The 26,795-nt window shown below is 41.8% G+C and carries 24 protein-coding genes and 1 pseudogene; 16 read left to right on the top strand and 9 right to left on the bottom strand.

Annotation, left to right across the window (positions count from 1 at the left end):
* Positions 1–12 precede the first annotated feature (12 nt).
* The 9 genes and pseudogenes from G9Q97_RS18205 (at position 13) to G9Q97_RS18175 (ending at position 6,456) form a co-directional block, all read left to right on the top strand.
* Positions 13–1,134: a glycosyltransferase gene (locus G9Q97_RS18205; protein ID WP_166149429.1), complete on the top strand. Its 1,122-nt coding sequence runs from the start codon at positions 13–15 to the stop codon at positions 1,132–1,134.
* A gap of 252 nt (positions 1,135–1,386) precedes the next feature.
* Positions 1,387–2,058: a metal-dependent transcriptional regulator gene (locus G9Q97_RS18200; RefSeq protein ID WP_166149427.1), complete on the top strand. Its 672-nt coding sequence runs from the start codon at positions 1,387–1,389 to the stop codon at positions 2,056–2,058.
* Positions 2,059–2,159: 101 nt separating this feature from the next.
* Positions 2,160–2,612, top strand: coding sequence for a thioredoxin family protein (locus tag G9Q97_RS18195; protein ID WP_166149425.1), 453 nt, complete (start codon positions 2,160–2,162; stop codon positions 2,610–2,612).
* On the top strand, positions 2,613–3,995 hold the full coding sequence (gene mnmE / locus G9Q97_RS18190) for a tRNA uridine-5-carboxymethylaminomethyl(34) synthesis GTPase MnmE (RefSeq protein ID WP_166149423.1): 1,383 nt from the start codon (positions 2,613–2,615) through the stop codon (positions 3,993–3,995).
* A 76-nt stretch (positions 3,996–4,071) separates the two neighbouring features.
* Entirely contained in the window at positions 4,072–4,539 is a 468-nt protein-coding gene (locus G9Q97_RS18185) for a hypothetical protein (protein WP_166149421.1), read from the top strand.
* 290 nt (positions 4,540–4,829) lie between these two features.
* Entirely contained in the window at positions 4,830–5,096 is a 267-nt protein-coding gene (locus tag G9Q97_RS25085) for a hypothetical protein (protein WP_246255770.1), read from the top strand.
* Positions 5,097–5,101: 5 nt separating this feature from the next.
* Positions 5,102–5,179, top strand: a pseudogene (rhuM, locus tag G9Q97_RS25305) (RhuM family protein); the annotation flags it as partial.
* Between the two features lie 6 nt (positions 5,180–5,185).
* A complete protein-coding gene (locus G9Q97_RS25300) occupies positions 5,186–5,812 on the top strand; it encodes a type II toxin-antitoxin system death-on-curing family toxin (RefSeq protein ID WP_317168780.1) in 627 nt (208 codons plus the stop codon).
* Complete coding sequence (locus tag G9Q97_RS18175) at positions 5,809–6,456, top strand: hypothetical protein (protein WP_166149419.1); 648 nt, start codon at positions 5,809–5,811, stop codon at positions 6,454–6,456. The genes G9Q97_RS25300 and G9Q97_RS18175 overlap by 4 nt, the downstream gene beginning before the upstream one ends.
* A gap of 409 nt (positions 6,457–6,865) precedes the next feature.
* On the opposite strand, the gene G9Q97_RS25235 is transcribed toward G9Q97_RS18175, so the two are convergent.
* The gene (locus G9Q97_RS25235) at positions 6,866–7,021 is read right to left on the bottom strand and encodes a type II toxin-antitoxin system RelE/ParE family toxin (RefSeq protein WP_166149417.1); all 156 of its coding nucleotides are present in this window, start codon (positions 7,019–7,021) and stop codon (positions 6,866–6,868) included.
* Positions 7,018–7,251: a hypothetical protein gene (locus G9Q97_RS18165; RefSeq protein ID WP_166149415.1), complete on the bottom strand. Its 234-nt coding sequence runs from the start codon at positions 7,249–7,251 to the stop codon at positions 7,018–7,020. Before G9Q97_RS18165 ends, G9Q97_RS25235 begins: the two co-directional genes overlap by 4 nt.
* A gap of 560 nt (positions 7,252–7,811) precedes the next feature.
* Between G9Q97_RS18165 and G9Q97_RS18160 the strand changes: the two genes are divergently transcribed.
* Complete coding sequence (locus G9Q97_RS18160) at positions 7,812–8,951, top strand: DUF4221 family protein (protein ID WP_166149413.1); 1,140 nt, start codon at positions 7,812–7,814, stop codon at positions 8,949–8,951.
* 143 nt (positions 8,952–9,094) lie between these two features.
* On the opposite strand, the gene G9Q97_RS18155 is transcribed toward G9Q97_RS18160, so the two are convergent.
* The 4 genes from G9Q97_RS18155 to G9Q97_RS24880 all read right to left on the bottom strand — a co-directional run bounded on the left by G9Q97_RS18155 (position 9,095) and on the right by G9Q97_RS24880 (position 15,289).
* Complete coding sequence (locus tag G9Q97_RS18155) at positions 9,095–10,336, bottom strand: dipeptidase (RefSeq protein WP_166149411.1); 1,242 nt, start codon at positions 10,334–10,336, stop codon at positions 9,095–9,097.
* 19 nt (positions 10,337–10,355) lie between these two features.
* Entirely contained in the window at positions 10,356–11,627 is a 1,272-nt protein-coding gene (locus G9Q97_RS18150; protein WP_166149410.1) for a hypothetical protein, read from the bottom strand.
* 423 nt (positions 11,628–12,050) lie between these two features.
* Positions 12,051–12,959 (bottom strand): SAM-dependent methyltransferase, encoded by a 909-nt coding sequence (locus G9Q97_RS18145; RefSeq protein WP_166149408.1) that lies wholly within the window; start codon positions 12,957–12,959, stop codon positions 12,051–12,053.
* 590 nt (positions 12,960–13,549) lie between these two features.
* A complete protein-coding gene (locus G9Q97_RS24880) occupies positions 13,550–15,289 on the bottom strand; it encodes a BspA family leucine-rich repeat surface protein (protein ID WP_222852023.1) in 1,740 nt (579 codons plus the stop codon).
* 417 nt (positions 15,290–15,706) lie between these two features.
* Here G9Q97_RS24880 and G9Q97_RS18135 point away from each other — a divergent pair, with 417 nt between their 5' ends.
* Positions 15,707–16,597 (top strand): glycoside hydrolase family 16 protein, encoded by an 891-nt coding sequence (locus G9Q97_RS18135; RefSeq protein ID WP_166149406.1) that lies wholly within the window; start codon positions 15,707–15,709, stop codon positions 16,595–16,597.
* A gap of 197 nt (positions 16,598–16,794) precedes the next feature.
* On the opposite strand, the gene G9Q97_RS18130 is transcribed toward G9Q97_RS18135, so the two are convergent.
* Together G9Q97_RS18130 and G9Q97_RS18125 are read right to left on the bottom strand one after the other, a co-directional pair.
* Positions 16,795–16,983: a hypothetical protein gene (locus G9Q97_RS18130; protein ID WP_166149404.1), complete on the bottom strand. Its 189-nt coding sequence runs from the start codon at positions 16,981–16,983 to the stop codon at positions 16,795–16,797.
* A gap of 350 nt (positions 16,984–17,333) precedes the next feature.
* Entirely contained in the window at positions 17,334–17,756 is a 423-nt protein-coding gene (locus G9Q97_RS18125) for a nuclear transport factor 2 family protein (protein WP_166149402.1), read from the bottom strand.
* Positions 17,757–18,230: 474 nt separating this feature from the next.
* Here G9Q97_RS18125 and G9Q97_RS18120 point away from each other — a divergent pair, with 474 nt between their 5' ends.
* From G9Q97_RS18120 to G9Q97_RS18100, 5 genes are all read left to right on the top strand, one after another.
* Positions 18,231–22,358, top strand: a complete 4,128-nt coding sequence (locus G9Q97_RS18120; protein WP_166149400.1) for a hybrid sensor histidine kinase/response regulator transcription factor — start codon at positions 18,231–18,233, stop codon at positions 22,356–22,358.
* A gap of 453 nt (positions 22,359–22,811) precedes the next feature.
* Complete coding sequence (locus tag G9Q97_RS18115; protein WP_166149398.1) at positions 22,812–23,486, top strand: Tat (twin-arginine translocation) pathway signal sequence containing protein; 675 nt, start codon at positions 22,812–22,814, stop codon at positions 23,484–23,486.
* A gap of 36 nt (positions 23,487–23,522) precedes the next feature.
* The gene (locus tag G9Q97_RS18110; protein ID WP_166149396.1) at positions 23,523–23,939 is read left to right on the top strand and encodes a DsrE family protein; all 417 of its coding nucleotides are present in this window, start codon (positions 23,523–23,525) and stop codon (positions 23,937–23,939) included.
* A 24-nt stretch (positions 23,940–23,963) separates the two neighbouring features.
* Positions 23,964–25,001: a c-type cytochrome gene (locus G9Q97_RS18105; protein ID WP_166149394.1), complete on the top strand. Its 1,038-nt coding sequence runs from the start codon at positions 23,964–23,966 to the stop codon at positions 24,999–25,001.
* A 53-nt stretch (positions 25,002–25,054) separates the two neighbouring features.
* Positions 25,055–25,846, top strand: coding sequence for a sulfite exporter TauE/SafE family protein (locus tag G9Q97_RS18100; RefSeq protein ID WP_166149392.1), 792 nt, complete (start codon positions 25,055–25,057; stop codon positions 25,844–25,846).
* Positions 25,847–25,876: 30 nt separating this feature from the next.
* Here G9Q97_RS18100 and G9Q97_RS18095 read toward each other — a convergent pair whose 3' ends face one another.
* Positions 25,877–26,758 carry a bestrophin family protein gene (locus G9Q97_RS18095; protein ID WP_166149390.1) on the bottom strand — a complete coding sequence of 294 codons (882 nt, stop codon included), beginning with the start codon at positions 26,756–26,758 and terminating at the stop codon, positions 25,877–25,879.
* Positions 26,759–26,795: the final 37 nt, after the last annotated feature.

Raw genomic sequence — 26,795 nt, 5'->3', positions numbered from 1 at the left:
AATGATTACCGAATGATGAGAAAAAAAATCCCTATAGTCCTGGCTTCCATCCTTAAACCTGTAAATGATTCCAGAATGTTGTTTAAGCTGGGATTTTCATTGCGTGAAACAAATAAATACCACCTTAACATCATAGGTTTTTCTTCAAAAAAAATACCAATTAGTGAAAATATTAATTTTAAGGTGATTTTTTCCAAAAACAGGACTCACCCTACCAGGATTTTGGTACCCTTCAAATTCTTTTTTCAGCTTTTAAAGATCAAACCCAGGATAGTTATCGTCAGCACCTATGAGCTTTTGCCAATGGCTGTATTGGGGAAAGCAATCCTGTCGTACAAGCTGGTTTATGATGTTCAGGAGAATTATTTGTTGAACCTGCAGCACAACCAAACACTATTTGGATTTAGAAAATTCCTGGCTAAAATGCTTGTCTTTTTTTTTGAAAAACTGAGCCATCCCTTTATTGACCATTTTCTATTTGCTGAGAAATGTTTTGTGCAGGAAATGCCAGCCATTAAAAACCATACAGTGATCCAAAATAAGGCCCATTTACCAGATAAATTTTTGCCTTCTTTTCGGATCGAAAAGGTCCAATCACCGCATTTTTTGCTGACCGGCACCATTGCCAGGGTGTATGGAGTTTCTGCTGCGATCGACTGGTTTATTGAACTCAGGCGTATGGTACCTGGAGCCAGCCTGTATGTAATCGGCCATTGCCCCTTGCCCTCTTATGCATCCGAACTTCAATCAAAGGTCAAAACGCAGCCTGGTATTCACCTTCAACTTTCTCCGGATCCATTACCTCATCCCCACATCCTGCGGGAAATCCAAAAAGCAGACATACTCCTTCTTCCTTACAAGTTACTTCCCAGTATCAGGGATAAAATCCCGACCAAACTTTACGAAGGAATTGCCCATCAGAAACCCATACTTATTACAAAAAATAAAATCTGGGAAGATATGATACAAAAATATCCCGCAGGTATAGTGATCGACTTTGGAGATACGAAAAGGATAAAGGCGAGCTGGGAAAAATTTTCCAGTATGTATTTTTACAAAATCCCACCCGGGATTGAAGTCAGTTGGCAGGCAGAAAAAAAATCTTTTCAACAGTTGATTGAAGCTTTACTTTAGCGCTAACCGGGGTAAATTGTACTTTTCTTATACCCGGAAAAACGCTCTCATTCAGGCTATTCCTAAGTTTTATAATTGTTTAAAATGCAATAAATCAACTATTTATATTATTTTTAGACAGGGCTAAAATATTTTATAGTTCAATCTTAAAATTCCAAAACATTAAATACGGACTTATCCACAAGCATTTTAGTCGCTGATTTAATTTTTTTTTAGATCAGTCTAAATCTTATTTTTGTCAAAAATATAACCATGAAAAAACTTACCCCTGCTGAAGAAAACTACCTCAAAGCGATTTACCATTTACTGGAAGAAGGGCCTGAAAAAGTATCCACCAATGAGATTGCCTCCCTCATCCAATCCAAGGCCGCATCAGTCAGCGACATGCTGAAACGATTGGCTGAAAAAGAATTGATCGATTATAAGAAATACCACGGTGTAAGCCTGACGGATTCGGGTCACAAAACGGCCCTTCACATCATCCGTAGAAACAGACTTTGGGAAGTGTTTTTGGTAGAGAAGTTAAAATTCAATTGGGATGAAATTGATACCCTTGCTGAAGAATTGGAACATGTAAATTCTCCCCTACTTGTAAGGCGCCTGGACGAGTACCTGGGATTTCCCAAATTTGATCCCCATGGAGACCCCATACCTGATGAATTTGGAGAACTAAGCAGCAAACCGAGGATTGTACTGAGCGAGGTACGCAGCGGTCAAGTCGGAAAAATAGTGGCTGTCAATAACAGTAGTGCCGCCTTTTTGAAATACCTGGATAAGGTAGGCATTTATATTGGTGCAAAGGTTGAGGTTTTAGATACCATTGAGTTTGATGGTTCTCAGGAGTTGCTTATAGATGGGCAAAAGAAAGTATTTGTTTCTAAGGAAGTTTCGGCCAATATACAGGTGATGTTGCACCCGGCCTGAGCTCGTGGAACCAGGGAGCTGCAATTTTGGTTTTAAGTCAAATTTACCTGATAAAAAAAGGAACAGAAATTGATATATTTGTCGCGTTAATCATGAAACATATGAAAAAAATATTGGGGATTGTGATGTTGGGGCTAATGGTTTCACTCCCTTTGAAAGCGCAGAAGGAGGCCATTACCTGGTATAGTTTTGAAGAGGTAATCGATAAGGTGGAAGAAAGTCCTAAAATGATCCTCGTTGATGTCTATACAGATTGGTGTGGTTGGTGTAAAAAAATGGATAGGGAAACCTTTACCGATAAAAAGGTCATCAGTTATGTGAACGAAAATTTTTATGCCGTAAAACTGAATGCTGAGGACGCAAAAAAGAAATTTGAATTCAGGGGAAAGGAATATTCAGAGGAAGAAATGGCCCGTGCCATGCGGGTAAGATCCTACCCCAATTTTGTCATCATGGATGCAACTATGGAAAACATCACCCAATTGCCTGGCTATAGGGAAGCCAAACCATTTGTTGAATCGCTGATGGCCCTGCTTGAAAATTTCAAACATTAAATGCCACAAATTCACAGTCAAAAAGAAGATACCATCATAGCCCTGGCCACTCCTCAGGGAGTAGGTGCCATTGCCGTAATCCGGCTTTCCGGTAAAGATGCCATCCGGCTCACAAACCAGGTATTTTTTGGTAAAAATCTGGAACAGCAAAGCAGCCATACCATCCACCTTGGCACCGTACGCGATGGGGAAAAGGTAATCGATGAAGTGCTGGTTTCCCTTTTTATCGCACCAAAATCCTTTACCAAAGAAAATGTGGTGGAAATATCCACACATGGCTCCTCCTATATTGTCAACCAGGTGATTAAACTGATGATCCGAAAAGGTGCCAGGCCTGCCCTGCCCGGGGAATTTACCCAAAGGGCTTTTCTCAATGGTCAGTTTGATCTGGCCCAGGCAGAGGCAGTGGCGGATCTGATCCACTCCGATTCAGAAGCATCCCATCAGGCCGCCATGAATCAGATGCGTGGCGGATTTTCGGGAGAAATAGCAGGCTTGCGAACGGAATTGATCCATTTCGCCTCCATGATCGAACTGGAACTTGATTTTACAGAAGAGGATGTGGAGTTTGCCAGCAGGGATGATTTGCGGGTATTGGTTGAAAAACTGCTGCGGGTAGTAGAAAACCTGATCAGCAGCTTTGACCTGGGCAATGTGATCAAAAACGGAGTGCCCACCGTCATCGCAGGAAAACCCAACGCGGGAAAGTCCACCCTGCTCAATGCCCTTCTCAATGAAGAAAAGGCCATTGTTTCAGAGATAGCTGGCACCACCAGGGATTTTATTGAAGATGAAATCAATATAGGCGGGGTAATTTTTCGCTTTATAGATACTGCAGGCTTGCGGGAAACCACCGACACCATAGAGGCCATGGGCGTAAGCCGTACGCGGGAAAAAATGAAGGCGGCTTCTTTGATCCTGTACCTCTTTGACCTGGGCGATACCGATATGGTGGAAATCCACCGTGACGTCAACTTATTGGAAAATTTAGGAGTTCCCTTCCTTAAAGTAGCCAATAAAATGGATAAAGGTAATCATCAATTGATCAATGAGTTAAAGGATATTTTCCCAGACACGATATTTATCTCATCCGGAAAAAGGGAAAATCTGGATGGATTGAAAAAAAAGATACTGGAATTGGTCAATCTGGACAAATTCAAAACCGGCAATACCATTGTCACCAATATCCGGCATTACGATTCTCTGAACCGGACCCGGGAGTCTTTGTTAGATGTGCTGAACGGACTGGAGCAGGAAGTGACCAATGATTTTCTGGCCATGGATATCCGCCGCTCCCTGCACTACCTGGGCGAGATCACCGGAGAGATTACCACGGATGATTTGTTGGCGAATATTTTTAGTAAGTTTTGTATCGGAAAGTAACCTTTGAGGTTTTCAAAACCTCGAAGGTTTCACCGTGAAAATTAGTGATTGATCCTCGATTTTATAAATATCTAAAATGACCGTCGAAGAATTAGCCCAGTACCTTTCCTCCAAAAAACCCGGATTCCAAACCCAAAATGGCCTGTCCATTTATTTGATTGACGGGTCGATTTGTTCCAATTATGATTTTGAAATCGAAGAACTGGAATTTTCCTTTAATTTGTTCACTGAAGAGGAAAGCCTTCACGAGTTTATTGAGGGGTTTAGAATCCAGAACATCAATGATTTTGAAGCATTGGGTTACAATAATAGTTGGATCCGGTACCTCAACCGGGAAGCCGATATGGAGGTTACCCAGATGGAATTCGAAGAGGGCCCGCTATGTTTTCGATTACACAAAATGAAAACCCTGGTATTTTCTGCCTCCTTACATTTCTATGATGAAGTGTATGATCACCTGACCTTACCGGAAGATTTTATTTCTTATTTTTTCAAGAATAAATCAAAGATTGCTACTGCTATGGCAAATCGGTATCAATTTTAGGGATAACTCCCATTGGCATGATGCATTAACACAAAAAACGTGCTTACCATCGGCAGGATCAGAAAGATTTAAGAAAGGATGCGCTTACCATTTGAGTTGCTTATTCAAGCTTATGAAATGGACGGTAGATAAGAAACAATAAAATAAGCATTATTTTTTTACTACAGGATGTCAGTTCATCATCACCCTTGATATTCGTAAATTGCTATATTTGGAAATACCTATGCTCCATGATGTGTGAAAGACAATGAATTGAAGGAATTCGAGTAAAATTTTAGGGAAAATCTTTTATGGAAAGCCAAATCGAAATCTACAAAGGTAGTGATGGTCAAACTAAAATAGAGGTAAAGTTTGAGCAGGATACTGTGTGGCTATCTCAAGAACAAATTGCAGACCTCTTTGACAAAGGAAGAAGTACTATCACTGAGCATATTGGAAATGTATTTAAAGAAGGGGAATTAGAAGAGCAAGTGGTGTGTCGGGAATTCCGACATACCACTCCCCATGGCGCTATCGTGGGTAAAACCCAAAAGAAAATAATAAGCACTATAATTTAGATGTTATCATTTCAGTCGGCTATCGCATCAAATCACAACAGGGGACTAGATTCCGCCAATGGGCCACCCAGCGACTTAAAGATTACCTGGTGCAGGGCTACGCCATCAATGAAAAAAGACTGGCACAAAAACAACAAGAAGTTCAAACGCTTAAGGATGGAATTAGAATACTAAGCCGGGCAATTGAACAAAAAGCAGATGATCAAAACCTGGATTGGCTTAACCATTTTGCCAAAGGGCTGGAATTGCTTGATGATTATGACCATGAAAACCTGGATAAAAAAGGATTAACTAAGAAAAAGACGAATTATCCGGGATTAGCTGATTACCAAAGTGTAATTTCTTCCATGAGGTCCGAGTTTGAATCCGGTGTTTTTGGCATAGAAAAAGATGGAAGCTTTGAAAGTGCTGTTTCACAGATCGGCAAGGGCTTTGACGAAGAAGACTTCTACCCTACCCTGGAAGAAAAAGCGGCCACCCTTCTTTACCTGATCATTAAAAACCATAGTTTCGTTGACGGCAACAAAAGAATTGCCGCAGCCTGCTTCCTTCTATTTTTGAAGCAGAATAATATTCTTCATAACAGCGAAGGCATCCCGATAATCAGCAATGATGCCTTGGCCAGTTTAACCTTATTCATTGCCTCAAGCAAACCAGAAGAAATGGATGCGGTGAAAAAATTGGTGATCAGTGTTCTTAATCGGAATAGAGAATGACAGTAGAACAATTTCATTATCTGATTGACAATATAACCTCCCTATGGGATTCAGGAATGATTACCATTCAAACTATTTTGATTACAGTAGCCGGATGGATAGCCTATCAACAATTGGTGTTGCAAAAGAAAAATAAGTATTATGCACCTGCAAAAGAACTTGTAAAGTTAAACCATGACCTTAATGAATACATTAGGAAATTAATTAGTACCTCAATTACAAGAAAGATGGAGGGCAGTGAGTATCAGCAAAAATTTGGAAACCTTCCTCCATCGTTTTCAAGGACGATTAATAAAATTTGTCAGATTTGTGAAAAAATTGATCCTGAAAAAGACATATTGTCAGATTTTTATATTCTGTTTGAGAAAGAAATAGAAGTCCTTGGAAATCAAAAATTATCAGAGGCGAATTATTTCAAAATCGGTTCAGCTCGATCAATTGAATCAGAATTCCTAGATACGCTAACTTATATTGAAATGTTAAATGAAAAGGCTCCATATATTGATAAAAAGGAGCTATTTAACGAATTTAATTCATATGTCACTAAATTGCCCCGGTTTGTAGGTGATAAAAATTCTCAAGAAATGAAAAACTTTTTGGAGGCTGATCTTGAAATAAGGAATGAAATACACAAATATTTATAGGAGAACTTTTCAAATAATCCGGGCAAGATGTATTCTAAAGTGAATCGAGGAACTACTTTCTGTTCCCTAAAACATAGGAAATAAAGAAGCGAAGGGGTACGTGGAGCTGAATTTGCTTTCCGATTTGGTGGCGAATTATGAGTAATTGCCCAATCCAATCTACTACCCTTTCGGAGGTCATAAAACTGCGAATGCATGAGCATAATAAAAAGCACTTCTCAATATTTGGGGGTAAGCAGTTCCAGAATCAACGAATATCTTAAACCCTTGTACTGGCTGGATCCTTTCTGGTATCTACCACCGCTTCAACATACAAGGCCTTTCCTTCTACACTATATATGATCTTGTAATTTCCTTCAACCAAGTAGCGGTATGAACGGCTTACTGTTTTATCTGTATCTTGAGGTGCTCAAGATTCTGGAAAAGTTTCCAATTGACGGGTTCTTGCCAAAATAGATATGGCCACCTTCTTCGCCGCTTGGGGAGATTTGGCAACAAGAAAATCATAGATGGCTTCTAAATCGCCTAACGATTCATCAGTCCAGATTACTTGTACTTTCTTCACTGATTAAACTTGCTTTCGAAGTAAGTCTCCATATCTTCCTGGCTATGGGTCCTCCCGCTTTCTATGTCAGCCTCTGAGCGTTTTAATTTGGATTCCAGTTTTTCTCCCATTCTCGAATGATATGCCGATTCCATGGAAGATTTACGTAAGTCATCAATTTTTTCGACCATGGCTTCATCTTGCCTGGTTAACCAATTGATCAATTCTATTTTTTTAAGAGCTAAGTCCATTCCTAACATAATTACATTTAAAGATAACGATAAATTATAAAAAATGATTATGGGAATAATCCAAGCCACTGTTTATTCCTTAAAAAATCCCTTTTTAATCCTGTACCGTAATTGTACCGGCAACAAGTTAACTTATTGTAAAATAAGCAATTATACTTTCTGTATCCGAAAATAGGAAAGTATAAATCATTATAAAAAGCTACAAGCAACGACTAATAAAACCCTCTATAACAATTGATTAGAGGCTTTTTTATTCTTGGAGGATTCAATTCATTTACCTATTTTCTCAAATTCCACGCTTGTGAGGAAATGGGTCCAAGCCAAATGGAATTATTTATTAATTTTTTAGGTGATTAGCGGGTTAATTTAAATCAAAAGGTTACTTTTGTTACAGGAGGGTTGTTTCTAGCACAATAGGCATGAATGTACCAGGCGAAAAACACTTGCCTGAATGAAATAAAATTCCCGAATTCCCATTTTTCAAAGACAGGAAACGCTGGTCTTTTGTCAATGTGGAGGATGAATTAGGATTTGCAGTGATAGACTTTAAATTTTAAACCATGAAAAAGCTAATCTACTTCCTATTGATCCCCCTGTTTTTTTCTTGCGCCAATGGATCTTCTGAAGAAGCCGAATCAGAAAATATCCTTGAAAATCTGACCTTTACGGTGGATACAGTTCTGGTAGATTCAGGTGATGATATTTTCATCCTAAGTTCAGGACTAGGTTTTAAAGCCCTTAACCAGGACAAAAGCAAACTGCTATTTTTTGAAAATGAACCATTAAACCTGGTGGAGGTGGATTTGAATAAGCTGAAATTAGTTCGGAAAATACCATTTCAAAAGGAAGGGCCTAATGGATTAGGTTCCAATTGGGTTAAATTCCAGTTGGGACCAAATGGGAATTTATTTATCAAGGGCTATAGAACACAGGGAATTTTTGATACCAAAGGAGAACTGGTCGAAAGTCTAAATGTGGTACCGGAAGGAATTAACCCTGAACTAGCCAACAATGTGCATCAGTTGTATGATAATCCAGTTTTTGATTTTGAGGATAATAGAATCTATTCCCAACCATCCACTGAGGAATCTGGGAAGCACCAGTTATTCATTATCGATCCGAGAACCAAGGAACTTCGAATGGAACCAATACCTGAAATGAAAGCTGTTAGGGAATTTGGTGGGACATTGGTCGTGGATGGGATGATAGACTTCTTTTTTGTCGATAACTACATGTATATCGAAAATCGACAGCTTTTTCTCACCGCAGGTGCTATGAGCGCCATTTACCGGTTGGATCTACTGACCGAAAGCTTGGAATTTATTGATATTCAGCACATAAATTTTCCCAATCGGATGATGTTCTCTGTCAATAATTCTCCTGAGGAAAAAGCAGCATTCAATGAAGATAAAAGAAAGGTATTCGAGCACTTGAATTATATGGAGCCGCGCTGGGATGAAACCAGGAAAATGTATTTGCGATTGGGTCGAAAAACTTTTTTGAGTGAAAAACGAGAAGACCCACCTACTTTTGAGGTTTTTCTTTTTGCCTACGACAAGGACTTTAATGTTTTGGGTGAAACCAAAATTGAAGGCTTAAATCAAGTACCCGAAAACTATTTTTGGAAAGACGGTAAGCTCTGGTCTTATGTCAATATCGAAGACGAATTGGGTTTTGCGGTGATTGATTTTAGGTTTTAGACCTCTGAAAAAATAGAAAGTGGGAAGGATGGAAGGAAAATCGCCTCGGAGAAGATTCAGGTTGACCGTCAGAAGGAATTGGCCTAACTCGAATGTTATATTATGAAATATTTCAAATGGAAGAAAAAGAAAAGTCTAGTATATCATCCCCCCGTTACCTCCCGGATCACGCGAAGCCAGTTTAAGCCAAGGATCTTTTTGATTCGCTTATTGCTATAACCGAGCCGCTGCATCGCCATGGTAATTTGGGGAAAATCGCTGATGTCCTTGATTTCGCGTGGCAGCTCAGGGCCCCCATCTAAATCGGAGCCTATCGCCATATGGTCCTCGCCAACTAAATTCACCCCATAGTCAATCACTTTAGCCAACTGATCTACGTGCATCCAATACTCATCGGGAATCTCCCCGGTAAAATTCAGTGGAACCTCTTTCATCAGCTCCTTGTCCACTTCTTCAATTGTCTTCAATTCGGTGCTTTGTACGGAAGCTGGGGTGGTCTCTTTGGTGTCTGTCTGCCATTCCCAGTATTTTGGGTTGTTAAACAGGCTGCCAAAGTGAATCCCAATAACCCCGCCTTTTGCCGCCAGAGCTTTTGCCGCTTCGTCGGTAATACAGCGCGGATGAGGTACGATGCTGTAAAAGCCACCGTGACTGTAGATTACAGGGTCTTTACTTGCCTCGACTGTTTGCAGGATGGCGTCATTCGAGGCGTGGGCAATATTGATGACCATTCCAAGACGATTCATTTCAGCAATGATTGTTTTTCCCAGCTCATTGATACCACCCCAACGACTGACATCGTTGCAGGTATCTATAAACGCATTGGTGGTATTGTGGGCGGTAAGCTGCATGGACCTAAGCCCTAATCGATAAAGTGCACGTAATAGGTTGATATCTCCGTCCAGGTCAAAAGGGCCTTCCAAATCCAGAAATGCCGCAATCTTTCCTTTTTTGGTAATGCTTTCTATATCTGAAGCGGTAAGGGCCAGCTCGATCACCGCGTTGTTTTTCTCAATCTGGTCCAGCGCCAGGTTCACCACCCGAAAGGTGTTTTTCGTCTCAAACCTTCCGGGATAATAGTGTTCAGGGGTATATACGGTAAAAAACATCGCGTCCACGCCACCTTCCTTAGCCCTTGGGAGATCGACGGTCCCATCGGTATAGCGCTGTCCAATATCGGTACCGAACAGTAGCTCGCGAGTCATGACGTGGGTATGCCCGTCCATCACCAGGGCCTGGTGATGTAAATCATTCATTGGCTTGGTGGGGGGATCTAAAGCAAGACTCATTCCGGTAGCAGAAGCAGCTTTTAAGGTTTCTATTGGAAACATGCTTCCTGCAATCGGAAGAAGTGTAAGGCTTTTTATAAGGTCTCGGCGTTTCATGAGATTATCAAATTATCAATTATGAGTCAAAACCCCTAATATAGGGCCGGCTGGGAGGCCGCACACCATTGTTAAATTGGGTTCCGCGTGTGGAGCGGTAGGTCATGTTCATGTATGGTGTTTCGATGGTTCGCCCAATGGCTGAATAACGACCATTTTCCCAGTTTGATTCCATATAATGGTTTGTAATCCCGCTTGACAAGAGCAACCTCTCTGCATGAAAGGGTTCCGATTTGGTCACCATCATCTCTGTGATCCAGTGGGGTTGGGCATTTGAGGCATGGTACTGATCGAAAGGGCCTGCCCAACCAAGCATAGAGATGATCGTCGGGTCTTTGTGCCCTTCGATCTCCCCGGCGTAGGTCCATCCCACATCCCGGCCTGAGAGTACAGCGGCTTTCGTTCCATCATTATATTCCACCAAACATACATTTGCCTGATCATTCTGCTGAAAATGTCCAGGAGGTAATTCAAATTTTGCCGCAACTGAGTCAACCAGCTTGCTGGCCCAGGAATTGCGTTCTACCCATTTCCAGGTTTCAGCCCCTCTGATGGACTGTACCGATTTAACACCTGTCTCACCTCCCTTCCTGCGCTCTACAAAGGCTTGAAGTACGTCAATACAATGGAAAATACCACCTTCGTCCCCTGCCCCGCCAAGTACAATTGAATGCTTTATGGGTGTATCGGTGTCTAGTTCTTTCTCAGGCTTACGGTAATAGACGGGTATGGAGGAACCTCCGGTCAACGGAAAGTTGAGCTCCCGGGATTTGTCAAACATCCACTTGGACTCATCCCAATTGTAAGAGAGGTGTTTGTCATTAAAGACGGGTACTGATCTTTTACTCTGCTCGAAAACCTGTATCACCTGGCTGTAGATCAGCCAGCGCGGTAAAAGCCAATGGCCTTTTAGGTCCTTTGGATAATCCCCATGTTCTCCCACAATGACCACACCATCCACTGCAAGCTCCTTCCCCCCCAGCTTAACGGCCTCCCCTACCGTTTTAAAGACCGGAATGCCTTTGGCCTTTGCTACCTTCTGGCCCAGTACACTTTGCTCATGTTGATGCAGGAAGATAGAAGCTACCTCAACTCGGGATGGTGTATGGGCACCCTGCCACCAATATCCATCAATCAACTTGGTTACGATCCAGTCTGCATGGGATCTGGTAGCCCCCCAATAGCTGGCCAAAACGGCAATGCGTGGCCGTCGTTGTGGAGACTGCGCAGCAGCATTAAAACCGAGTCCAGTAAAAGTAGCCAAGCCGGCTAAACTGGTTATTCCAAGCATTTCACGGCGTGTTAAGAAAGTGTTGCTCGCTTTCTTTGCGGCAACTGTATTGAAACGGGGGTCCGTTGCTTTATCGTTCGTAGGTCTTTTAGCCATATTGTATGATGTAATACCGGTAAGAAATTAGTGGTTAAATCGTTCGCCTGGTACAAAACTATACAAATATTTAGCAATCGATTCCTACCTATTGGTCTTTTTTCGGGATTATTGGTTCGAGATTAATGAGAGAATTGAATATTTAGGAGGTGGCAGCTGACGGAATTCAAAAATGAGCTGGACCTCAACAGATTTGGTGGCTAATTTATAGGAATTGCACCACCCTATCCAAGGTCATACCCGCTCTCCTAAGCCATAAAACTTCTAATGTACGAAATAATTTAAATGTACTTGTTTCATATTTGGGCGCAAGTAGTTCCAGAAAGATTAATCACTTACTTTTTCAAATACCAGGCGGTGATGGTCCCAAATACCTCGTTCGAAAACAACCTTGATAGGTGCTATTTTCAGGTTGCTCAAGCGTTTACGCATGGAAGGGTCAGTAAAAAGTTGAGGGACAAGCTGCAGGTAGGCCCAGTACTTTTTCCAGCCAAAAGATTTTAGTTTTTTACGCCAAATTTTGATGGTTTCAATATAGTCCAGCCTGCCACTGTGTTCAGTAACAAGCTTAAAATAAGGAGCAGCGTTTTTTATGATTTGTTCTTTCCCATAAGGGATCCAGGATCCAGGGAATTCATTCATGATGAGTGCTAACAAATATTCATTAGAATACTTAGGTGCATGTATATCGGCACTATCAATGTCTATCATGTCTTTTCCAAAAACCATGGATTGGATAAAACAGCGTTTTCCTACCGGTAGTAAACTGCTGACAATTTTAAAAAAGTTTTGATAAACTTCATCTTGTTTACCCGCCCTGTACTCTTCCACCGAACAAAAATGTTCGAATGCGCCGACTGAAGCTATTGCATCAAATATTCCAAATGTTGCAGGAGTTAGGTCGCGGTAATTACAAATATGTACATCAAGGCCATTGCGCTTACAGGCATTGTATTGGCCCTGCGAAAGTGTAATTCCGGTTCCTATTGCTCCCAAACCTTGGATATAGGTTAAAAATGGCCCCCAGCCCGAACCAATATCCAGTACCCTGTCACCCGCTTTTATTTCCAGATTTTCGGCAATAAACTTGTGCTTATTTTCCTGGGCCTCTTCCAGTGAAAGTGAAAAATCGCCATCATACTTGGCCCCGGTAAAATCAGCCCTTTCCCCAACGCTCCACCGCCAAATTTTGTCCATTTTGGAATAGGTATAATCGATATCCTGCTTGCTGGCCATATTCAATGCTATTTTAGGTAGAAATTATTTTGTAATCATCTCCCCGCTTTATATATCATCCACCGACCGTTTTAATCTAGATTCCGGTTTTACCCCATACGCTAATGATACACCGATTTCATGGAGGTATTTCGCAAGGCATCATCATTCCCGCCGAAGGCTTCTTCCAGACTGGTAAACCGATTAATCCGTTCTGTTTTTTTTTGTATTAAGTCGCTTCCTGTCACAATTACCCTTAAATATAATGATAAATAAAAATAATTGATCATCAAATTGAAAAATTACTGATTGAATATTCGGTAACTCTTATTGGTAAAGTGTAAATCATTAAAATAAGCTAGCCGCATAAAGAAACGGAAAGTAATCTGGTTTTCAATAAAGCGGATATGGAGACATTTTTCAACCTATATTCCTAAAATCAGGATAGCAATCAAGGTCCTTTTACGATACCCACAGCAAAAAGGAGTTCATTCGGAATTGACCCATTTAAACAAAAATCATCAGGGCAGGGAAAAAAATTAAAATTCTAGTCGCTGAATTTTGGTTTTCCGCTGGAATGGAGGATTTAAATGGATAAGACTGGGAATGACTCATTCCGAACAGGTACCCCATACTGGTTTATTGGTATCCAGCAAAGCACTTTCTTTGGAAAAATCTGTAGGTTCTGAGGTGATATTTTGTACGCACCATGAATTTATATTTTGGTTGAATTTTTCTGCTCCCCAAAACATCGCATACATGCTTGTAACTTCACTAACATCCCAATCCCCGATTGGTTGGTTGAACGATGTGGCTGAAGAAAACATGAAACTCATATCCGTTGCATTGCCTACATCCCAGTTTCCTATAGGTTGATTGAAAGAAGTGGCATAACTAAACATAAAACTTATATCAATTACATTTCCCACGTCCCAATTTCCTAGTGGTTGATTGAATTTGGAGGTTCTTGAAAATATCCCTGACATACTTTTAACATTGCATACATCCCAATTTCCTATTGGTTGATTGAAATTCGAGGCCCACGAAAACATTACATCCATAAAAGTTACATTGCTTACATCCCAGTGTTCGATGGATTGATTAAAAGAAGTGGCACCAGAAAACATGCTGGCCATATTCGTAACACTACTTACATCCCAATTACATAATGGTTGGTTGAAATCGGAGGCTCCTAAAAAAATCCCATACATATTTGTAACATTACTTACATCCCAGTTCTCTATTGATTGGTTGAAGGAAGATGGTCCAATCAAGTTCCTACGAAACATGTACCCCATATCCCTCACATTACTTACATCCCAATTCCCGATTGGCTGATTGAAAGAAATGGCTCCGTGAAACATATCTTTCATATTCGTAACATTACTTACATCCCAATTTCCTATGGGTTGATTGAAAGAAGTGGCATCGTAAAATAACGAATTCATATCTGTCACCGGGGAAGTACAAACACAGGTCAAATCAGCCCCTTGATCTCTCATTTGGATCAGAAGCGTCCTGTCCACAGCCTGATACATTTTATCATTGATCATACCTTTCTCTCCGGGGACGGCTCCGGGACATTTGATGATTCCGTTTTCCTCGAAGAACTTTGTACTCAAACCCAGAAGAATTTCCTCTTCCTCCAGGTCAAATGCAGCCAGGATAAGGCCCCTGATTACAGCAGCCCCTTCACCTTGCTCCAGAATAAAATTGTAGTGCCTGTTTGCTTCAATATTCAGTTCTCTGCTGATGGTAGAACGCTGTAAAGATTCCCTGATATTCAGCCTGGCTTTAGTTCCCCCTTTCACATAGGAATACCAATAATTACTGTCCGGGTGCTCCACAAGGTCTGATTCCCTTTCTCCATCTGAAAACGAGGCCTTTTCCAAATATTGATCCTTCACCGTGACCAGTCCATAAGCTGTTTCTGCCTCAAGGCTAATATCCAGGGTTTGGCTGGCCAGGGAAATTTCCCCTCTAGCCTCATAAGGTAAAAAATCTGAATAAATACCTCCCTCTATGACCGAATGGTATTCATAATCCCCATAAGGTAAGGCAATGCTATAAGGAGCTGAAAAGTCACTGGGATCGTATTCAAGGACATATTGCTGGCCTGAGTTCTTATCAATGAAAACCAGATTTGCTGAATTGGGGAAAACATGTACCCAAGGAGAATTTGCAGTAATCCGGCTACCCGGCGAAGCCATTGGGACAAAATTAAGGCTGATTCCCCCAAACCGGATGCTGCCCTGCAGCGAGGGTAAAGATTGGTCTTCCTGCTCACAGGAATAGAGGGCAAACAAGACAAGGACCACAGGTAAGGGAAAGTTTTTGAATAATTTTTTCATGGTGGTTCAGCTATAAAGGTAGGAGACTGAATTCTGGTTTCGGAAGGCGTAATCAATATACAAAAAATAAATGCTAATAAAAGTATTATAAATCATTATTATTGCATTATATATCAAAATCATGAATGTTAAATAAGGATTTATCCCTCTGTTTTCTGCCATTGTAAGCAAAACTACCATCAGCATCGTGATAAGCCGATAAGGATTACTTGCAGAGAAAAGGATCAGAACGCAGTTAAGTATGATGGGCTTTCCTGTTGAGGTGCTTATTCAACCTTATAGAAAAACCGGTAAGCAAGAAACAGTGAATTGGCAAAACCAATTTTTTATTAAAACCAAACCTAAACTGCCTCGAAACTATGCTTTACAATCCGGACTTTTTTGTAGATTTGGTTCTCTTCCAAACAGTTGCTATCTATGATTAAGCATATTTTATCGGCTATGATCTATTTCATTCCCCTAATGGCCATTTCCCAAACAGAGAAGTATCACGAAGCCTTTGTCGAAGATTTTTCCGATACTACTTCGGCGTATTTCAGGTATGGCTCGACCGGAAACAAATCCGATTTTAAATACAAGCTGGGGACGAATTCCCCTTCAGAGGAGGGAACTAAAATCCTTTCCTTTAAGATAGATCCTACAGATAGTGCCGGTGCAGGCCGCGGACCAGAAATTATCTCCAGAAAATTTACGCATTTTGGCACTTATGCTGCCAGGCTGAAAATTCCACAGGTAATTGATATCCAACCTAATGTGGGTGCAGTGGTAGGTTATTTTACTTATCATATGGATAGTATTCCCGGACTGAGTGAAATTGACTTCGAATGGCTACTTGCAGACCCTACTGTTATTTATATAGGCACCTGGACGGGTCATTCAGGCGAACTTAAAAGAGTTGGCAGGATCATCAATCTGGCTGAAGGAATTATCTATAGTACGGTCTACAGAGAAGATCACAATGATCTGAGGGTCCCTTTGACCGATTTGCAAAATCAGCCCGACTCCATTGTGGCCATTGCAGACTATGATGCCTCCGCACGATTTTACACCTATGGTTTTGATTGGTATCCGGACCGCGTCCGCTGGTGGATACTTCATCCTGAAAGTGGTGAAAAAATCGTGCTTTGGGATTATCAGGGCACTGAAAGAGGAATACCTCAACACCACAGCCATTATAGAATGAATTTTTGGCATACCAATAATTGGTCGGTGCAAACTAATGAAAATTCAATTGAAAAACCCTTGCAACCTTATGAGTTGGAGGTGGATTGGATGTCTTATGAGCCATTCAAAAGGGATTCGAAATAGATAGGCTTACTCTACACGGTAAAGCATATTCAATTCTACATTAACTTAAATAAAGATCAATACTTCTACGCTTTACATCCTGGGAGACTCCTCGGATATCGCCTATGAAAGTAATATGGATGATTTCCATTAGATCATCACCCAGGTGCCCATTCTTATGGACAATAAGCAGGTATTATTAGCTCATTATCCCACCATCATTCAGATCCACCAGCTACCACGCCCAATCCAACTAAACCAGCCATTAAAGTTACCAAGCCTACCCCTTTACCTTTAACGATGGAGTATCCCGACATTTCTTCCCTTGGCGCCAGGATTTGGTTAAATTGTTGTTGGGTTAGTTCTCGGACTTTAAAGAATGAAGCCAGGTAGAAATTTTGATTCAAGACTTCTGTCTTTATCGGCTGGTTATCGGTATCGAGAAGAGAATAATTGAGATAACTTTTTAGAATGATAGGAGAATTCTCACGGTCATAAAAGGTCTTTTCCCAGGGCGGTCACGATAAAAACCGTCGAGGTCCCAAAGACTTCAACGGTTAGGACTATTGACCTTTGGGGTTTTCTCAACCCCGAAGGTCTTTTTCCAGACGTACCCGAAAAAAACCGTCGAGGTCCCAAAGACCTCAACGGTTAGGACTATTGACCTTTGGGGTTTTCTCAACCCCGAAGGTCTTTTTCCAGACGTACCCGAAAAAAACCGTCGAGGTCTCAAAGACCTCAACGGGTATAGCTACAGTTATTTATCTTCCCTTACTCCGGCATAGGTTTGCCGGATGATTTTGCCATTCCGGATGATAAAAGTGTCCGTAGCGTAGCTCAGATTGAATGCTGGTGTATCCGCTTCCCATAGGATATAGCCTATATCCTTGACCGCCAAACTTTCTGTCAGGGTAAGTGTGGCTTGCCCTGCAGGAAAGGCCTTAAAGGCATTGACAAAGTTTTGTCGGATTTCATCCAGGCCCATATAGGTACCGTTAGGGGTAATCAGAATGGACTCTTCTGTATAATCTTCCATGACGCCTTCCAGGTCATTGCTGATAAAGGTCTCCCAATGGTGGTCCAATACAGTTTGGGTGAGCGCTTCATCAATAGAAGGTGCCGGAGAACAGCCGGAAATGATCCATACGGCCATAAAAATTAGTAGAAAAGAAGATTTCATGGGTTTTGGGTTTTGAAAGGTTTTAAACTTTCCGGGCATAAGCTGTAGCCTTTATTACTCAAAAAGGCTGCCCGGGAAAATTTAATACTTTTAAGATCTATTTATTTTTTCGAATATACTGAGTATTTATAAAAATTATAAAGAAAAAAGAAATATAAATATCTTGCCTAAGGAAAGGCACCCTAAAACCCTTAACAGGTGTACATGACCCGTATTCCACCATAAATCATTTATACCAGCCAAAAATTGAATGACCCATATACTTGCTTTTTAATTTGTATTTTTGTAGGTTATTGTTCTGAAAAAGTTAAGAATTAAATTATTAAATAGTTCTTTCCTTTCAGATTTAGAAATAAATAGCCTTCGGGGTAAATTTACAGGAAAATAGCAATTTTGGTATAGCCAAACCAGTAATCATTTTAGGAGAGATAGAATTGAAGTTGAGGGTTTAATAGCCAAACAATATCAACCAAAATGAAAAGCAATCGCTCCACTTTCAGGATTTCAATACCTGCCTTGACCATTGTAATTGCCTGGCCATTGCTCCTCCCCCCCTACCTTACGCTGTCTCAAACCAAGCCAGCTGTTTCATTCGAGCGATTTACCACCGAGCAGGGTTTGCCGAGTAATTCCATTTTGGATATTGCTCAGGACCATCAGGGTTATATTTGGATAGCTACAGAAGATGGCCTGGTAAGGTACAATGGATACGCGTTCGAGAGCTATAGCCATATTCCAGGGGATTCTTCCTCTTTGTCCCAAAACCGGGTTGAAACCCTGTTTGTCGATTTTAAAGGGGATTTATGGATAGGCTCCAAATCTGATCTGGACAGATACAATCCGGCTTGTAATTGTTTTATCAGGTATGCTGCTAATCCCTCTGCCCCTTCCAATAATGGTGCAGGGCAAATCAATGCTTTTGCAGAGGATAGGAACAAAAATCTTTGGATTGGCTCTCAAAATGGAGGTTTATTTCGTTACGAAAGGAATTCGAACCAATTCACCCGTTTTTTAAATGACCCGGCGGATTCGGTAAACCTGCTTGAAGACGAGGTTCGGGTGCTATTGGCAGATCAAAACCATCAACTTTGGATTGGAACCGGCGAACCATTTGACGCAAGTAGTACGGGCGGCGGTCTTATCCTCATGGATTTGCATACGGGTAAGGCCAAACGCTATTTGAATGATCCTGCTGATTCAAAAAGTCTTATTGATAATCGGATAAGTGCACTTTTTGAGGATCAGGATGGCAAATTATGGGTAGGTTCCTGCCAAAGTGGTTTACATTGTTACGAGCCGGAAAACGATAGTTTTCTTCGCATGCTACCCGATGCTGCTGATCTATATGCCCCCCAGGGAGAAATGGGTTTGTGGTCCTCTTGTCCTCATGTAAAATTTATTCACCAGGATCAAAATGGTGAATTTTGGGTGGGTACCTATAATGGCGGACTCAATCACTTTAATCCGGTCAATAAAAAATTAACGCCCTTTTTCCATAATCCAGGCGAGCCCGGCAGTTTGAGTTCCAATCAGGTCTGGTCTTTTTTGCAGGATAGTCAGGATCGTTTGTGGATTGGCAATTTGCCGGGAGGGCTTCATAAGATGGATCCTTCCTTAAATAAATTCACCATACATACCCATAATGAAGAAAATCCAGCAAGCCTGTCCTATGACCATGTCATGGGGATTTATGAGGCACCAGGCCAATCCGGAATTGTCTGGTTGGGTACCCAGGGAGGTGGGTTGAACAGACTGGATGTAAAGCAAAACAAATACACACATTTCCGACATGACCCAATTCATCCGTTAAGCATTAGCAGTGATATTGTCTGGACGACTTATGAGGACAGTAAGGGAACATTTTGGGTGGGCACAGAGGGGGGCTTGGATACCTTAAATCGTCAAACCGGCCAATTTGCACCCTACAAAATTAAAAACGGGAATGAATCCCACCGTGTAAATGAGCCTGTTATTAGCATGCTGGAGGACAGCAAGGGCAGGTTGTGGCTGGGCACCTGGAGTAGCGGAATCATCTGCCTGAGCAAGGATAGACAGACCTTTAAAAGGTATAATTTCTCCAATAGCAGTCAGCAAACGTTTTATAACAGCGTTTTAGCCATAAAAGAGGGTATAAACGGGACCATCTGGGCAGGTATTTTTCAGGAAGGACTGTTTCGGTATGATAATCAAAGTGACAGTTTCTCAGCACTCCCTGAAAAATACGGAGTGACTTGCATGCTGGAACAAAATTCAGAAAATATGTGGGTGGGAACGCCAAACAATGGATTGTTCCTTTATAATAAATCAACTGGTTCGATTAGACAATATACCACGGAAGATGGATTATCCAGCAACACCATCAACGGTATTTTGGAAGATGAAAATGGAATTTACTGGCTTTCTACTGGAAATGGGATTGTTAGTTTTGATCCCGAGACATTGAACTTTACCAATTTTGATGCTTCGGATGGACTTTCTGTACATAGTTTTAATCATATAGGTGCATTTAAAAGTGCGAATGGCCAAATGTTTTTTGGGGGAGACGGGGGACTGGTATCCTTCTATCCGGAACAGATAGCAGGCAATCCTTATCCTCCTGATGTGGTACTGAGTGGTTTACAGGTGGCGGGTACTTCGGTAGATTTTCAAGATAAATTAAATTCTCCTGATAACAATCTTACCCTATCCCATCAGCAAAATGACCTGACCTTTGATTATGTAGCCCTTCATTTTACAGATCCGTCAAAGAACCTATACAAATACAAGATGGAAAACTATGATCCGGAATGGATAGTGGCAGGTACCCAAAGAACCGCCAGGTATACCAACCTTGACCCTGGACAGTACACTTTTCAGGTAATTGCAGGCAGCAGTGATGGGGTTTGGAACGAAACCGGCACTTCCCTTACATTTTACATTACTCCTCCCTGGTGGACACGGTGGTGGGCCTATACCCTATTTGCGGGTATACTTTTGGTATTGGCCAGGTGGTTTTACAAATTTAAAGTCTCCCGAAAACTGGCAGTAGCGGAAAGCAGGCGGCTAACCGAAATTGACCATTTTAAAAGCAATCTATACACCAATATTACCCATGAATTTCGTACCCCGCTGACGGTTATTCTCGGTCTCACGGACACCTTACAAAGCAAAGCCCGGGAGCAGCATTGGAAGGAAGCTTCGCAACCCCTGGAAATGATCGAACGGAATGGAAAAAATCTACTGCAACTGGTCAATGAGATGCTCGATCTGGCCAAACTGGAAAGTGGGCATCTGGAAATGGAATTGCAGCAACTTGATGTGGTTCCCTATATCAAATACATCAGTGAAGGTTTTCAGACACTGGCACGGGATAAACAGATTGATTTATCCCTGGATATACCCTGTGAACAATTGCTCATGGATGTGGATCCGGCAAAACTGGCAGCCATAGTCTCTAACCTCTTGTCCAATGCCATCAAATTTACGCCCAAGGGAGGAAAAATCTGTATTCAGCTTAATCAGGAAAACCTAAACAGTAAGGAATATTTTACTTTAAAAGTAAAGGATAATGGAAAAGGGATTTCTCAGCAGGAGATTCCCCATATTTTTGACCGTTTTTACCAGGCAGATTATTCTTCCACACGGAATACGGAAGGTACGGGAATAGGCCTTGCCCTGACCAAAGAATTGGTCGAACTGATGAACGGAACCATTGATTTGACAAGTACCCCGGGAATGGGCAGTACCTTTATGGTTCGCATTCCTATCACCTTACATGCTCCCCGGGGCGAACATCATGAACCCTACTATTTTTTGGTACCTGCCCTGCCTAAAACATCCGCTGATAGTAATAAAAACGATTTTGTAAAGGATTTACCCCTTGTACTTTTTATTGAAGACAACCTGGACGTGGGCAATTATTTGAAAATAATTTTAGAAAACAAGTACCAATGCCTGCAGGCCACCAATGGAGAAGCTGGTTTGAAAATGGCTTTCGAAAGTATTCCGGATATCATCATTTGTGATGTCATGATGCCGGGAATGGATGGATTTGAAGTTTGCGCCAGGCTTAAAACTGATAAAAGAAGCGATCACATCCCGATTATTATGTTGACAGCCAAGGCAGAGAAGGAAGCCAGACTAACAGGACTCTCCAGGGGGGCTGATGCTTACCTTTCCAAGCCTTTTGATACCGAGGAATTGATGATCCGGCTGGAAAAGCTTCTGGAAACCCGTAAGCGTTTGCAGGAAAAATACAGTCGCAGGTTCCTGAGTGGAAAAGATCAACCTTACCCCATAAAAAATACCATAGAAAGTTTTTTGGTGAATGCCGAACAGGCCATCCTCAATCACCTGGAGGAAGAAGATTTTTCCGTGGATCAGTTGGCGGATGCCATTTGTCTGAGCCGCTCACAAGTCCACCGCAAAATAAAAGCCCTCACCGGACATTCCACCTCCATTTATATCCGGCTGATCCGCCTACAAAAAGCAAAGGAACTATTGGCTTCCGGGGAACTTAATATTTCGGAAGTAGCCTACCGGGTTGGTTTTAAATCCCCGGTTTATTTTTCTCAAATATTCAGGAAAACTTTTGGTGAAAGCCCCACTGAGAGCCGCCACTAACTGATTTTTTCTCCTTTGCAACAATGTAGAAAGGACTTGCAACAATACCGAAAGCAGCTGAGCACTTTAATCCATAACTTTGAATTGTACATTTCATACTAATCTAAGTTCGAATTAAGATCGTCAACAAAAACCAATTGAATCGTTACTGCGAACCCTTTGTCCTGGGAATAGGAGCTGGGAAAGGGTGTGGCAGTCTCGTTTGGCTAGAGATTCCCACGGCTTTCACCGCTCAAAACCCTCTCTAAGCCTCGGAATGACGGTTTTTTAACTACATTCAGTCGAAATCAGGTTACTACCTGTCAGCCGAAATAGATGCTGGTCAGATAAACCACTGAATCTGGGAAAAATTTTAAAACTACTACCTGGTCAACAGGACTTTACGCAGTATGGCAGAAGGCATCTCATGTTCATGTACGCAAAACCAATAAATAAACTTTAAACAAATCAACCATGAAGAACTCACTAATGAATTCCCGCAGAAAATTTATCGGAACCCTGGCCACCGGGGCCACAGCAGGACTATCTGCCATTTCCAGTCCGCTATTGGCTGGGAAACAAATGGATGCAAAAGTGCTCAACGATGCAGATGACTGGTTTGAAGGCGTAAAGGGAGAGCAGCGGGTAGTGTATGATGCCCCCGAACCCCATGCCGGATTCCCATTTATCTGGTCCTGGGTATTTTACCAAACCAACAACCAGACCGGTTTATCAGATGATGAAATGACCGCGATGGTCGTTTTGCGACACAATGCCATTCCTTTTGCTTTGAAAGATCAATTATGGGAGAAGTATCCCCTGGGAGAAATTTTTAACATCGTGGATAACAACACCGGCGCTCCTTCCAAACGAAATCCCTTTTTTATACCCAAAGATGGTGATTATCCCATGCCGGGTATAGATGGTATCAAGCAGCTGCATAACAGGGGAGCCATGTTTTGTGTCTGTGACATGGCATTAAAGGTCTACAGTGGTATGGCTGCACAGCAATTGGAAATGGACCCTGAAGAAGTAAAAGCAGACTGGACAAATGGAGTATTGCCAGAGGTTCAGATCGTTCCCTCCGGAGTATGGGCCCTTTCACGTGCGCAAAAGAAGGACTGCGCCTACATTTATGCCGGAGGATAATGTTGCTCTTCCTGTTTTCCACTAAACCATAAAATAATGAAGAAAATCATCCTCTTATGCCCTTTCCTTATCTTAACCATAGGTCTATGGGCACAGTCCAATCCGGTGAAAATTGTCTTTGATATTACCAGCAAAGATGAAGCAACGCATCAGGCAGCCCTCAGGCATGTTACCATGATGTCTGCCAATTATCCAGACTCTGAATTTGAAGTGGTCGTCTATGGAGGGGCCTATAACATGGTACTTTCAGAAAACTCCACTGTATCAAAAGAAATCCTGCAATTTGAAGGCAACGATAAGGTGAGTTTTGTGGTCTGTGAAGCCACGCTGAAAAGGCATCAAATCAAGCCCTCTCAATTGTTGACAGGAGTAAAAACGGTACCGGATGGCATCCTGGAAATCGTTACCAAACAAGGAGAGGGCTGGGGATATATCAAAGAATCACATCATTAAACCTTAAAGAAATTTAGTTACGGAATGGAAGAAAAAAAGCTGTACCAATTGCTTCTTCGCCTGACCGTATGGATAAAGGTTTTGGCATTGGGTATCATTGGATCTGGCCTACTCCTGTTAGCGTATTCTTTAGGTATTTACCGCATCGAGCCCCAGCAGGTTTCCGGGACTGCCCTGTCCACAGCCAGGACAGTCCCAGTTTCAACCGGTTCGGTTTGGCAGCCCCCACTATTGGCCAGTCTTCCTTCCAATCGGGATGGAGACTTGATCCGATATGGTCATGAGTTGATTGCCCATACCGCTGTGTATCTTGGACCCAAGGGAAAAGTTATGCAAATCAGCAATGGCATGAATTGCCAAAACTGCCATTTAAAGGCTGGAACGGTACCTTATGGAAATAACTACGGGCTTGTGGCCAGCAAATACCCGGCATTTCGAAACCGCTCCGGAACTGTAGAAGGCTTTGAAAAACGCGTGAACGACTGCATCGAGAGAAGTCTGAATGGACAACCACTAAATCCTGAAAGTAAGGAAATGAAGGCCATGGTGGCCTATATGAAATGGGTGGGCAAGGATGTCAAAAAGGAAAAGGAAAATCAAAATGAGGGTTTTGGTTTATTGGAACTCCCTCTTCCTGAGCAAGCAGCTGACCCGGTAAAGGGTAAAACCGTATACGATGCCTATTGTACCAGGTGTCATGGGGAGAATGGAGAGGGAGTTCTTGCCGAAAATGGAATGGAATATACCTATCCTCCTCTTTTTGGGAGCAAAAGTTACAACAAGGGTGCAGGTTTGTACCGGATTTCCAGGTTTGCAGCCTTTGTGAAAGCCAATATGCCCTATGGGGTAAGCTATGACACCCCATTTCTATCGGATGAAGAGGCCTGGAATGTGGCCGCCTATGTCAACTCCATGCCAAGACCTGAAATAGACCTTTCGGAAGACTGGCCGGAGCTGTCCAAGAAACCATTCGATCATCCTTTTGGACCCTATACAGATAGCTTTCCGGAAAACCAACACAAGTTTGGGCCCTTTGGCCCTATAGTACTGGCCAATCAGTAAATCGGATACCTGAGGGGAGGTGGCTAAAAATATCCTCCCGAAAAATGCTCCATATGGAATTACTGGGTTATTTTTGTTTATTTTTTGTAGGCCTTGTCCTCGGTATTTTAGGATCTGGAGGCTCCATTTTGGCTGTACCTATCCTGGTTTATCTTTTCTCTCTGGATGTGGTACTGGCTTCTGCCTATTCTCTATTTATTGTAGGCATCAGCAGCCTGGTAGGATCAGTGCTCAAGTACAAAGCACAATTGGTCAACATGAAAGCGGGTTTGATTTTTGGTATACCCTCTATCCTATCCATTTTTTTGATGCGAAAATGGATGGTTCCTGCCCTACCTGAGATGATCATGCAGATGGGAAACTTTAAATTAACTAAAAACACTTTTATTTTAAGCATTTTTGCTTTCCTTTTAATCTTTGCCTCCTTAAACATGATTTTAGGAAAACCATTGAACAGCACTACTAATGGTAAAGCATCGGTAATTCCGCTGGTTGTTTTTGGCCTGCTGTCAGGATTGGTAACCGGCCTTGTAGGTGTAGGGGGAGGTTTCCTGATTATCCCGGTGCTTGGCTTTATCACTAAATTACCACTTAAAACAGCCATTGGTACCACCTTATTGATTGTAGCCAGCAACTCCCTGATTGGCTTTATAGGGGACCTCCTCAACTATTCCATTCACTGGGATTTTCTTTTACTGATCACCGGTCTGGCTGTTTCGGGCATCTATGTTGGCAGCCGGTTTAGTGTTGATTTGCCAGCCCTGAGCTTGCAAAGGTCCTTCGGGTGGTTTACGCTAACGATCGGGGCAGTAATAGTCATAAAAGAGTTTATTATACCAGGCTGAACAAGACGAGGTTGGTAGGTAAAGCATCAACTATTTCAGAATTTCCTTTACATTATTATTGATGTTGTCTGCTATTTTTTCCATAGGCAGGTCATTGATATCCGTACCAAAAGGATCCTCGATTTCTTCAGCAATCAATTCCAGGCTGGCCAGCACATAAAAGATAAACGTTGTCACAGGAATGGTAAAATACCCTAAAGTCAAAGCCAGCCCAAAGGGAAGGGTAATCACATATAAAAAAATAAATTTTTTGATAAATGAGCTGTAACTAAATGGTATGGGGGTATTTTTTATGCGCTCACAAGCCCCACAAATATTGGTAAATGAAGCCATTTCTTCATTTAGGGTAATGAGTTGGTCACCCGAAATTATTTTGTGTTTGTACAGGTCATAGATTTTATTGATGATGCTTTCTGCTACCCTGTTCGGCACATGGGTATTGTCTTTAAAGTCTGGAAGTTCAGGATGTGGCTTTTCATCCAATTGAAATTTGGTACTTTGCTTTTGCAGGTGTTTTTGCAATGAAGCGGCATACAAAGGGATTACTTGTCTGAAAAACGTTTTTGTCCCCTGATCATCATCAGGTAAATATACCTGCATCTTTATGGCCAGATTTCTGCTGTTATTTACCAGGCTTCCCCAAAGCTTCCTTCCCTCCCACCAGCGGTCATAGGCAGTGTTGGTCCTGAAAACCAGTAGCATGGATATGGCAAAACCCAAAAGGGAATGCATGATGGTCAGGTCTTTGGCATAACTGGTTTCAGAAAGCTTGAGGTAATAGACTTCCAGGTATACGATGCCCCATGAATACAAGGCCATAAAAACCAAACTGGGCATCAAGGTCCGTATGGTATCTGACTTGGTGATTCTGAAAATGGCATTCAGCCAATCCTTAGGGTTGTAATAAAACATCTTGAAAAGCTGGTTAAATAATCTTACGAAGGTAGGT

The organism is Cyclobacterium plantarum, from assembly GCF_011290685.1.
Lineage (GTDB): Bacteria > Bacteroidota > Bacteroidia > Cytophagales > Cyclobacteriaceae > Cyclobacterium > Cyclobacterium plantarum.
This window is presented reverse-complemented; position numbering and strand designations above follow the sequence as displayed.

Coding starts and splice junctions, on each gene's coding strand:
- G9Q97_RS18205 (WP_166149429.1), top strand. CDS start 13: ATGATGAGAAAAAAAATCCCTATAGTCCTGGCTTCCATCCTTAAACCT.
- G9Q97_RS18200 (WP_166149427.1), top strand. CDS start 1,387: ATGAAAAAACTTACCCCTGCTGAAGAAAACTACCTCAAAGCGATTTAC.
- G9Q97_RS18195 (WP_166149425.1), top strand. CDS start 2,160: ATGAAAAAAATATTGGGGATTGTGATGTTGGGGCTAATGGTTTCACTC.
- mnmE (WP_166149423.1), top strand. CDS start 2,613: ATGCCACAAATTCACAGTCAAAAAGAAGATACCATCATAGCCCTGGCC.
- G9Q97_RS18185 (WP_166149421.1), top strand. CDS start 4,072: ATGACCGTCGAAGAATTAGCCCAGTACCTTTCCTCCAAAAAACCCGGA.
- G9Q97_RS25085 (WP_246255770.1), top strand. CDS start 4,830: ATGGAAAGCCAAATCGAAATCTACAAAGGTAGTGATGGTCAAACTAAA.
- G9Q97_RS18175 (WP_166149419.1), top strand. CDS start 5,809: ATGACAGTAGAACAATTTCATTATCTGATTGACAATATAACCTCCCTA.
- G9Q97_RS18165 (WP_166149415.1), bottom strand. CDS start 7,251: ATGGACTTAGCTCTTAAAAAAATAGAATTGATCAATTGGTTAACCAGG.
- G9Q97_RS18160 (WP_166149413.1), top strand. CDS start 7,812: ATGAAAAAGCTAATCTACTTCCTATTGATCCCCCTGTTTTTTTCTTGC.
- G9Q97_RS18155 (WP_166149411.1), bottom strand. CDS start 10,336: ATGAAACGCCGAGACCTTATAAAAAGCCTTACACTTCTTCCGATTGCA.
- G9Q97_RS18150 (WP_166149410.1), bottom strand. CDS start 11,627: ATGCTTGGAATAACCAGTTTAGCCGGCTTGGCTACTTTTACTGGACTC.
- G9Q97_RS18145 (WP_166149408.1), bottom strand. CDS start 12,959: ATGGCCAGCAAGCAGGATATCGATTATACCTATTCCAAAATGGACAAA.
- G9Q97_RS24880 (WP_222852023.1), bottom strand. CDS start 15,289: ATGAAAAAATTATTCAAAAACTTTCCCTTACCTGTGGTCCTTGTCTTG.
- G9Q97_RS18135 (WP_166149406.1), top strand. CDS start 15,707: ATGATTAAGCATATTTTATCGGCTATGATCTATTTCATTCCCCTAATG.
- G9Q97_RS18125 (WP_166149402.1), bottom strand. CDS start 17,756: ATGAAATCTTCTTTTCTACTAATTTTTATGGCCGTATGGATCATTTCC.
- G9Q97_RS18120 (WP_166149400.1), top strand. CDS start 18,231: ATGAAAAGCAATCGCTCCACTTTCAGGATTTCAATACCTGCCTTGACC.
- G9Q97_RS18115 (WP_166149398.1), top strand. CDS start 22,812: ATGAAGAACTCACTAATGAATTCCCGCAGAAAATTTATCGGAACCCTG.
- G9Q97_RS18110 (WP_166149396.1), top strand. CDS start 23,523: ATGAAGAAAATCATCCTCTTATGCCCTTTCCTTATCTTAACCATAGGT.
- G9Q97_RS18105 (WP_166149394.1), top strand. CDS start 23,964: ATGGAAGAAAAAAAGCTGTACCAATTGCTTCTTCGCCTGACCGTATGG.
- G9Q97_RS18100 (WP_166149392.1), top strand. CDS start 25,055: ATGGAATTACTGGGTTATTTTTGTTTATTTTTTGTAGGCCTTGTCCTC.
- G9Q97_RS18095 (WP_166149390.1), bottom strand. CDS start 26,758: ATGTTTTATTACAACCCTAAGGATTGGCTGAATGCCATTTTCAGAATC.